The following is an 8,220-nucleotide window of genomic DNA, read 5'->3' as shown; positions in this document are numbered from 1 at the left end:
CCATAAAACGTTATGGAATCGATGCCCTTGGTGCCATGGCGCAGGGTCTTTTCTGCTCCCTGCTGATCGGCACGATCATCAACACACTTGGAACACAGTTTCATATTTCATTTCTGACCACTGCTGTGGCAACTGTAAACGACACACAGTATACCGTAGGCTCTCTGGCATCTGCCATGAGCGGTCCTGCCATGGCTGTTGCCATCGGCTATGCGCTGCATTGTCCACCGTTGGTGTTGTTTTCACTGATCACTGTTGGCTTTGCATCTAACGCATTAGGCGGTGCAGGCGGACCACTGGCTGTATTATTTGTTGCCATCTTCGCTTCCGAAATCGGAAAAGCAGTATCTAAGGAAACCAAAATTGATATTCTGGTCACTCCACTTGTCACGATCGGTGTAGGTGTTGCCCTGTCCGCGTGGTGGGCTCCGGCACTTGGAAGTGCAGCGATGAAAGTAGGAAATATTATTATGTGGGCAACCAACCTGCAGCCGTTCCTGATGGGAATCCTTGTTTCTGTATTCGTGGGTATTGCACTGACACTTCCTATCTCATCTGCCGCCATCTGTGCTGCGCTTGGCCTTACCGGACTTGCCGGAGGAGCTGCTGTAGCAGGATGCTGCGCACAGATGGTAGGTTTCGCAGTAATGTCCTTCCGTGAGAACAAATGGGGCGGACTTGTTTCTCAGGGAATCGGAACATCCATGCTCCAGATGGGAAATATCGTAAAAAATCCACGCATCTGGATTGCACCGATTCTTACTTCAGCCATCACCGGACCTCTTGCAACCTGTCTGTTCAAGCTTCAGATGAACGGAACCCCTGTTTCTTCCGGTATGGGTACCTGCGGATTCGTAGGACAGATTGGTGTCTACACCGGATGGATGAATGATATTGCCGCAGGAACAAAAACAGCTGTCACAGGCTGGGACTGGGCCGGGCTTTTGCTGATTTCCTTTATCCTGCCTGCAATCCTGTGTCCGCTCATCAACATGTTTATCCGTAAGCTTGGATGGGTGAAAGACGGGGATATGACACTTTCATAAGCAAAAACAGCAGCGTTACCTGTCAATTGAAACTGTTACTTGATAAAAATTTCAGCTAACAGTTTCAATGGTAACACAGCTGCTTTTTATTTTTCCACTTCCGTATATTGATTTCCCTGAGGATCACTCAAATTGTCATCCACATAAATTTTTCATCCCTTTGGAAATCGCCTTTCAGTGATAAGATTTTTATATTCGTACTTCTTCATCCATTTTAAGCAATGCACTCTTAGCCAGCTGATCTGCCTCTTCATTGTAGTGATTGCCCGTATGAGCTGCTATTTTACAAAAAGAAATCTTTACTTTCTTTCCTGCTTCCTGCATATGGGCTGCGTATTTGCTGGTCAGAGGTGTTTTGGCTCTCCACACACCTGTTACCCACTTCTCTACACCTTCGTAATCATAGCGGATTTCCACAGCTGGATATTTGTTTTCTATGGCCCAGTTTACTGCAGTCATGGAACCAAGCATCTCTCCTGCCACATTTCGGATCGCGACTCCTGCAGAATCACTGCCGCTGCCGGATTTACGGATTTCCTGTCCATCCGGTGTAAGGATCACACAGCCGAATGCATATCTGCCAATACTTTTCTCGAAACTTCCATCTACATAAGCAATGACCATATTTTCAGGTACTTCCACGATTCCTGCCGCCTCTTTTGCTTTATCACCGGATACATTTCCTGTTGTCTCCATGTTCAGAAAAGCCAATGCTTCCTCTTTCTCTGTAAATCCCCGAAACTCAGCTCCTGAATATCCGCTTACTGCCTTCTGGCACTCCGCCCATGTAGCAAAAAGTCCTGTTTTATGTCCCTTGCGTACTGCATATATTTTCTTCTTTGCCATAAAATCCTCCTGAACAATCAATATTTTGACCCACATTACTTTACTATATTTTGATTAATACTATATAATCTTTCTTTCTATCAGGCAAGTTATACAATGGAAATTTCTCAAAAAAATAACGTGCAGATACATTTTGAAATCGAGATAAACCTTCAAGCCTGAAGTTATCTGTCGACTTCGATGTTTCTGCACGTTTTTTATAAGAACAGATATTTTTAATCAATATCCTACCTGTAGCAATCACATAAAATACTGCATTATTCTTTATCTTATAAAGCTTTATAATACAGTTTCACAATATCCTGCTTTCTGGAGGATCTTGGATTTACTGCAATATTCCCGCTCTTCATAGCATCATCTGCCATGGCATCAATCTTGCTTTCAATCTCCTCATCAGAAATCTCTTCTCCCTTCTTTGCCTGGCGGATGGCTGTGGTCAGATCTTCCGGGATTCCGATATCTTCGTTTAATTCCCTGATGGCATCCACCAGCATCAGTGGTTCGAATTCATCCTCATATGCAGGAATCGGACTGATATAATTATAAATCTTCAGATATCTGCCATGATCTGCCAGCGCATTATATTCTGCAATCACAGGGAGAAGAACTGCATTTGCCACTCCATGTGCCACATTAAAGAAAGCACTTACCGGATGACTCATGGCATGGACATTTCCAAGTCTTGCAAAGGAAAAGGCGATTCCTGCAAAAAGAGAACCTGTAAGCATTGCTTCTGCTGCCTCCAGATCTGTACGTCTTGCCACAAAACGGCGGATATTTCCACCGATCAGCTCCATTGCTTTCTCTGCCATTGCGTCAGAAAAAGGAGATGCTGCTGTGGAAACATAAGCCTCCTCCGCATGAATAAATGCATCGATTCCGCAGGCTGCTGCCACAGATGCCGGAGCAGAAGTGAGAAGCTCAGGATCCAGGATTGCATATGCAGGAAGAAGTTCATAACTGAATACTGTCAGCTTATAATCTCTGCTGTGGTCAGTGATAACAGAAAATGCCGTAACCTCTGAGCCGGTTCCCGCAGTAGTCGGGATTGCGATCAGCGGAACAATTTTTCCGGGAACCTTATGTGCCCCCTCATATTCTGTAATACTGCCGCCATATTTAGCCGTAACTCCCACTGCTTTTGCCACATCCATAGGAGAACCACCGCCCAACGCAACGATAAAATCTGCACCGGATTCCTTATACGCTTCTGTCGCTTTTTCCACTGTGGTGACAGACGGATTGGCTTCTACATCTGTAAAAATATCCACTGCCATTCCGGCGTCTTTCAGATAATCCGCCACCTTATCCACAACTCCCATTTTCCGGAGAGTTGGTCCTGAGATCAGCATTGCATGAGAACCTCCAAGCTTTTTGGCACATTCCGGAAGCTTCGCCAGAGTACCTGCACCGACTGTAATATTCTGAGGAATAAAAAATTCAAATGGATTCATTAATTTCTGCCTCTTTTCCTGTATTTTTTCAATATTGCAATGTGTAGGGCATCTACCCTGCACAAATTCAAAACTCTGTTACCCAAAATAATTCCTAGTACAGCGTTTCGTAAATAACTATACCAATCGCGTAGGATGCGGATTCGAGTGTGCTGGTATAAAAACGCAGGCGTAGCGGGCTACGCTGAGGCTTTTAGACCTGTGCAATCGGATTCGCAGACAAGGGAGTGGTATAGTTATTTCGAAAACGATGTACTAGCAATAATTGTCATGTCATTTATAGCGTTATGCCATAGAGGAAAGCACCCTGTCAATAGCCGCATCGATTACCACATCAAGCTCTTCATCATCAGCCTCCGGCATAAGACTTGCTGCATCCTCATCAGAGATCAGTTCAATAAGTTTACCAAAGTCTTCTTTATATTTACGTTTACAGATCGCATAAAATACAACTCCAAGTAAACTCCAGCTACCTACCATAAGCCATTCCTGAAATACCAGACTTCCACCGGAACCCGGAATACAGTAAACCAGAAGCATCAGCCCTGACATGACTACTGCCATAAAACCTACAAATTTGTAGTGGCCTACTTTGTAAGGTCTTGCCATATCCGGTTCCTTTTTACGAAGGATCAGGAAAGAGACAGAAACCATACAGTATGCAAGGCAGCATCCGAAGTTACCTGCATCACAGATCCAGACCATCATTGTTCTTCCTGCAAAAGGAGCCAGCATAGTCAGGGCACCGATCAGATACAGAGAATTAACCGGAGTTTTGTGCTTCGGATGAAGCTTTGCAAAAAACGGAGGAATCATGTAGGATTCTGCCATAGAGTACATGGCACGGGAACCGCCAAGGAGGAAGGAGTTCCATGATGTAATAATACCACACATTCCACCTACAATGATAACCTTGGCCATAATCTTTGTCCCGAAAGCCTTGGCCATGGCATCTGCTGTTACAAGTCCTGTTCCCTGCTGAGACTCAATAATCTCTGCCGGATTCAGGATATAACCTACTGCAAGAATAACCAGTGCGTAAAATACAACAGCCAGCACAACAGAGAGGATCATCATTTTACCGATTTTTTTCAGCGGAACATTAATCTCCTCTGCTGCCTGTGGGATAACGTCAAAACCAATAAAGAAAAACGGAGTGATAACTGCAACCTTAATAATACTTTTCATTGCTTCGCCAGTACCGTTTCCAACAAACATCTGTCCCTGAAGATTATCCACACTTCCTGTAACCACAGAAGCCACGATCAGAATAATTCCGGCACCGCCGATAATACAGGTAAGAACAGTCTGCAGAACTGCTGCAGTTTTTGCTCCATTAATGTTAATTATCATAATAAGAAAAGCAATCACAATTGCCACGATCAGCCAGGATGCATAAACATCAAAGCCTGCAACTGTATAGAGATATCCTTTCAGGAACCCCGGCCACAGATAAGTGATGATTGTGGGAAATGCACATGCCTCAAAGCAGGCAACACTTACATATCCAAGAATAATCGCCCAGGTACAGATAAAAGAACCTGTGGAGCCCATTGCCCTGTAGCTGAATACATGCTCACCACCACACTGAGGCATGGCCGCTGTAAGCTCTGCATAGGTCAGGCCTACAAAGAAGATCATGATTCCACCGATTGCAAATGCAATAGCTGCACCAAGCACACCACCGGATTCAATCCAGTTACCGGAAGAAACTACCCAGCCCCAGCCGATCATGGCGCCAAATGCAATTACAAGTATGTCCCATGCACCAAGTACTTTGTCAAATTCAGATGTTTTCTGTTCCATAGGTCAGGCCTCCTTTTTTCCGTATTTTTTTGCGATCAGGTCTTCCAGATATTCTGCTGTTCCCTGAATTCCCAGAAAATCACTGTTAATAAGAATATCCCTGTTATGTCTGTCACCGCGGTTACTTCCTGTCAGTGCCAGATGTCTCTTATGATAACGTTTATCCTTCTCATCCAGCAGAAGCTTTGCATCCTTTTCCGAAAGATTATGGCTTTCCATAATGTTATGAATGCGAACATCATTAGGTGCATAAATAAATGCTCTCACTAGCTGGATTCCTTCTGTATCTTTCAGAATATAATCTGCAGACCGTCCGATGATCACGCAGGCTTCTTTCTGCGCCAGCTTCCGGATAATCTGCTTCTGTACATGAATGGCGCGGTCTGTCAGATCCGCATATTTGGAAAAGGAACCTCTCACATCTCCCTGTGCACCTTTACCTGCGATGGTTCCGCCTTCCTCTACTCTGTCCATAATGTCTGTAGGGATGCCTACCTCTTTGATAATCTCATCCACAAGATCACGATCATAAAACTTAATCCCCAGATCCTGTGCAATCTTCTTACCTATGGCATTGCCCTTGGCTCCATATTCGCAGCCAATCGTAATTACCAGATGTTTCATGCTCTTCCCTCTCACACTCAAATTTTTATCAGATTCTGATATCATAAAAGGGCGCACGAATATAATTCGTGACGCCCTTGTCCTTACTGTATCACACCGTTGCCGGATTTTTATTTTTCCAGAGATTTAATTGTATCTTCGATGATTGCTACAGCTTTGTCGCACTCTTCTTCTGTAACAATAAGCGGTGGGATCATACGGATGATATGCGCTCCGATAGCTGTGATCAGAAGATGTCTGTCAAGACAACCATGTTTTACATCCACTCCGCCGATAGTATCATCAAATTCCACACCTACCAGAAGTCCCTGATGTCTTACTTCTTTTACATGAGGAAGCTTCTCAAGCTTAGCTGCAAAGTAATCGCCAACCTTCTTTGCATTTCCAGCCAAATCTCTGTCCAGAAGCTCATTCACCTCAGCCAGTGCAGCTGCACAGCTTACCGGATGTCCGCCGAATGTAGTTCCATGGGAACCTGCTGTGAAAGCTTTTGCAACCTCTGCTGTTGCACAGATGGCACCGATTGGCATTCCACCGCCCAGAGCCTTTGCCATTGATACGATATCCGGTTTGATACCATAGTTCATATAGGACATAACAGCACCTGTTCTGCACCATCCTGTCTGTACTTCATCAATCAGAAGAAGCATATCGTTCTCATCACAGAATTTACGAAGTCCCTGCATGAATTCCATTGTTGCAGGATGTACGCCACCCTCGCCCTGTACAGGCTCAACCATAATGGCAATTGTGTTCTCTGTACATGCATCCTTGAAAGCCTGAAGGTCATTGTACGGTGCATAGGAGAAACCATAAGTCATAGGTCCGAATCCAACCTGGCATCCATTACCCGGCTGACCTGTTGCAGACATGGCACCAAAGGTTCTTCCATGGAATCCCATCTTTGCAGTTACGATATGATAACGGTTTGGACCATACTTTTCAATACCATATTTACGGGCCATTTTGATCATTGCCTCGTTAGCCTCTGTACCAGAGTTCTGATAGAAAATCTTGTCCATTCCGATTGTTTCACAGACCTTCTCAGCCAGCAGCGCCTGCGGGATTGTATATGGATAGTTGAATGTATGCATAATATCATCTAACTGATCCTTTGCAGCAGCTACAACCTTAGGGTTACAGTTTCCTGCGCTGTTTACTGCAATACCAGCATAAAAATCAAGATATGGGGTTTTATTCTCATCATAAATGTACATGCCCTCTGCTGTCTCTGCAAGGAAATCAAATCTCTCATAAGTCTCGATCATGTACTTGTTTACTTTGTCCTTAATGTCCTGAAAAGTTAATCCTGTGTCTTTTAATTTCATAGCTGTGCCCTCCTGCATCCTTAAGATAATAAAAAAAGCAAAGACAAACTGACCCGTATGGGTAAGCGCCTTTGCTTAACTTTTTCTGTGTATTATTTTGTACATCCTTACAATATCACTGCCCTTATGATTTGTCAACATGTTTTTTTGAACATTTACATTTTTTACAGAAAGATCGTTACTGAGAACGGAGTGAACAGTAACGAAAGCTCTGTGTTCTCCTTATTGTATATCCAATATTTCCTGCATATTCGTGCGATAATAAAGGTTTCTCAACAATTCATAACAACACAGCCTCTTCATGAAATGGCAGACTGACAAACCATTACATACATCCTTTCTTTTCAGATATTCATTTTCTGGTGTATCTTTTTCATTATTTTGTGCATTATATTGTACATTTTACACTCATACTTCGGATAAAATCACCTGCTTCACTACTCAGTTCTACACTATGGTAATCCACCAATCATACAAGGGAGAATCCTGCAAACAGGATTCTCCGCCTGCGGCAGACCGCTTCAGCAACAAAATTCCTGATACAACTGCATCAATGATAATCCAGAAAAAAACAGGTACAGCAAGCTTTCTCCTTCCCTGTGTTCCGATAGACATGCTCCTGATCCGTTTCAAACTTAAACACCTGATCTCTGTGGATTTCATACTTCTCACCATGACATTCCAGAGTAAGCACACCCTCCATAACAGCCAGATATTCTCTTGTCTTCTCCCCATGGCTGCCACTGATATAAACACCACCCGGTTCCACCTCGATCCGGTACACCTCCACCAGACGGGTATCCTCATAAGGCAGACAGGTCCATACCCTGTACTGTCCTGCTATCTCCTTGGTAGGAACCAGTTCTGCCGGTGTCACCAGACAACAGTCCACTCTCGGCGGCTGTATCAGCTCCTGAAACTCTATCCTCAGACCACTTGTAATCTTCCCCAGCACACCCAGAGAAGGATTGGCAGTCCCTCTCTCAATCTGAGCCAGCATACTCTTACTCACCCCCGTCTGCTCAGACACCTGATCCAGACTCATACTCTTGGATTTCCGAATCCTCTTCAGATTCACCGCCACATTATTCGATAAATAATCCATATGTCCCCGTT

7 protein-coding genes are annotated in these 8,220 nt (G+C 44.2%); 1 reads left to right on the top strand and 6 read right to left on the bottom strand.

Features of this window, described 5'->3' with window-relative positions; all coding sequences use genetic code 11:
- The first annotated feature begins 2 nt into the window (after positions 1-2).
- The gene (locus AC075J_RS18245; protein WP_476390595.1) at positions 3-1,046 is read left to right on the top strand and encodes a PTS sugar transporter subunit IIC; all 1,044 of its coding nucleotides are present in this window, start codon (positions 3-5) and stop codon (positions 1,044-1,046) included.
- A gap of 189 nt (positions 1,047-1,235) precedes the next feature.
- On the opposite strand, the gene AC075J_RS18240 is transcribed toward AC075J_RS18245, so the two are convergent.
- The 6 genes from AC075J_RS18240 to AC075J_RS18215 form a co-directional block, all read right to left on the bottom strand.
- Positions 1,236-1,892: a ribonuclease H1 domain-containing protein gene (locus AC075J_RS18240; protein WP_022380084.1), complete on the bottom strand. Its 657-nt coding sequence runs from the start codon at positions 1,890-1,892 to the stop codon at positions 1,236-1,238.
- Positions 1,893-2,161: 269 nt separating this feature from the next.
- On the bottom strand, positions 2,162-3,346 hold the full coding sequence (locus AC075J_RS18235; protein WP_347049112.1) for an iron-containing alcohol dehydrogenase: 1,185 nt from the start codon (positions 3,344-3,346) through the stop codon (positions 2,162-2,164).
- A 285-nt stretch (positions 3,347-3,631) separates the two neighbouring features.
- A complete protein-coding gene (locus AC075J_RS18230) occupies positions 3,632-5,152 on the bottom strand; it encodes an APC family permease (protein ID WP_008706793.1) in 1,521 nt (506 codons plus the stop codon).
- A 3-nt stretch (positions 5,153-5,155) separates the two neighbouring features.
- On the bottom strand, positions 5,156-5,776 hold the full coding sequence (locus tag AC075J_RS18225; protein WP_020993570.1) for a cytidylate kinase-like family protein: 621 nt from the start codon (positions 5,774-5,776) through the stop codon (positions 5,156-5,158).
- Between the two features lie 110 nt (positions 5,777-5,886).
- Positions 5,887-7,104 carry an aspartate aminotransferase family protein gene (locus AC075J_RS18220; RefSeq protein ID WP_008706795.1) on the bottom strand — a complete coding sequence of 406 codons (1,218 nt, stop codon included), beginning with the start codon at positions 7,102-7,104 and terminating at the stop codon, positions 5,887-5,889.
- A 550-nt stretch (positions 7,105-7,654) separates the two neighbouring features.
- Positions 7,655-8,209: a helix-turn-helix domain-containing protein gene (locus AC075J_RS18215; protein WP_026649022.1), complete on the bottom strand. Its 555-nt coding sequence runs from the start codon at positions 8,207-8,209 to the stop codon at positions 7,655-7,657.
- Positions 8,210-8,220 lie beyond the last annotated feature (11 nt).

This window comes from Blautia sp. ZXY-1-C6 (genome assembly GCF_056339875.1).
The sequence above is the reverse complement of the archived record's forward strand: the minus strand, read 5'-3'. Positions and strand labels throughout refer to the sequence as shown.